A 1,751-nucleotide genomic window follows, 5' to 3' on the forward strand; every position below is an offset into this window, starting at 1 on the left:
TCCCACCTCACACCTCCCACATGCCATTCCCCGAACCCATCCTCCATGTCGACATGGACGCCTTCTTCGCTTCTGTGGCTATCCGCCACCACCCCGACCTGTGGAACCAGCCGGTCGTCGTCGGCGGGCACGAGCGTGGGGTGGTGACGTGTGCCAACTACCCGGCCAGGGCCTACGGGGTGCGGGCCGCGATGCCGGGGTCGATGGCGAGGCGGCTCTGTCCGCAGCTGGTCTCGGTCCGTCTCGACTTCGGGGAGGTCTCGGAGGTGTCCAGGCAGGTCCGGGAGATCTTTCGCCGGGCCACCCCGCTGGTCGAGGTGGTCAGTGTCGACGAGGCGTTTCTTGACGTCCGCGGTGCCACCCGGCTCTTCGGGAGTCCCGAGCAGATCGCGCACCGGATCCGGCGCCAGATCGCCGAGGAGCTCAAGATCACCTGCTCGGTCGGTGTCGCGCCCACTCCCAGCGTGGCCAAGGTCGGCAGCCGGAAGGCGAAGCCCGACGGCGTCGTGGTCGTCCGACCCCAGGACGTACCCGGCTTCCTTCATCCCCTCGACGTCGGCGAGCTCTACGGCGTCGGGCCGAGCACGCGAAGCCGCCTGCGCAAGCTCGGGTTCGAGACCGTCGGCGACCTCGCCCGCACCCCGGTCCCGACGCTCCACCAGATCCTCGGCCCGCGGCTCGGCGGCCACCTGCATCGGCTGGCCACCGGCACCGACCAGCGCGAGCTCACCGGCCGGCTGGGTCCGGACCTCGCGGATCGCTCCACCGGTGCCCAGGAGACCTTCGGTCGCGACCTGAGCGCCCGTGAGGACATCCTGCGAGAGCTGCTGCGGCTCTCGGCCCGCGTCACCAGGCGGATGAGGAGAGCAGGCACCGTCGGGCGCACCGTGGCGCTGACGGTCCGCTTCACCGACTTCAAGACCATCTCCCGCTCCCGCACGCTGCCCGATCCGACCGATGTCACCCAGGAGGTGCACGCGATCGCGGTCCAGCTCTACGACGGGCTGAACCTTCGGGGGAGGGCCCTGCGCCTGGTCGGGGTCCGGGTGGAGCACCTGGTCGCCCGCGACGGGACCGACCGGCAGCTGGCCCTCGGCGAGCCCGAGCACGGCTGGTCCGAGGCGGACCGCGCTGCGGACAAGGTCGCCGAGCGATTCGGATCCGACCTCGTGCGGCGAGCGAGTCTGCTGCGCGCTGGTGGCGCCTTGCGATCACACCCGTCTGGTGAGGCTCGCGACGGCGGCTGATCGGCGGATCTGGGCTAAGGTCGTGCTGTACGACAGAACGTCGAGGGGCAAGAATTTTCCGGGCTCACTACCGCCTTCACCGTGGCGAGCCTAGACTTGGAGATGCCCCAACAGGACATGGGAGGTACGGTGCCACTCTCGGAAGAGGAGCTTCGTCTGCTAGAGCAGATGGAGCGCGCGCTCTCGGCGGAGGACCCGAAGTTCGCCTCCGCCCTCCGAGGCACGGCTCTACGCCGTGCCCAACGTCGACACGCGGTCATCGCGGGCATCGTGCTCGCCGCTGGAGTCGCGCTGTTGATGACTGGTGTGATCTCGCGGATGTGGATCGTCGGGGTGGTCGGCTTCCTGGTGATGCTGGCCTCGACATCCGTGCTGCTCACCGCTCTGCGCGGCGCCGCATCGGTCGAGGAGGACGAGGGCGAGCACGTTCCGCGAAGCTCGTTCCTCGACCGGGCCAGCGAGCGCTGGAAGCAGCGCCGACGCGACAACGACGTCTGACCGACA

Annotated in this window: 2 protein-coding genes; both read left to right on the forward strand. The window is 69.6% G+C overall.

What is annotated here, in order from left to right; genetic code table 11:
* Positions 1–1,247 (forward strand): DNA polymerase IV (dinB, locus tag ACRDPS_RS24910; RefSeq protein WP_431504362.1); only part of this gene is annotated, 1,247 nt, incomplete at its 5' end.
* Between the two features lie 129 nt (positions 1,248–1,376).
* Positions 1,377–1,745 carry a DUF3040 domain-containing protein gene (locus ACRDPS_RS24915; protein ID WP_431504363.1) on the forward strand — a complete coding sequence of 123 codons (369 nt, stop codon included), beginning with the start codon at positions 1,377–1,379 and terminating at the stop codon, positions 1,743–1,745.
* Positions 1,746–1,751 lie beyond the last annotated feature (6 nt).

Origin of the sequence: Nocardioides sp. (genome assembly GCF_050699375.1) — a bacterium.
Classification (GTDB): domain Bacteria; phylum Actinomycetota; class Actinomycetes; order Propionibacteriales; family Nocardioidaceae; genus Nocardioides.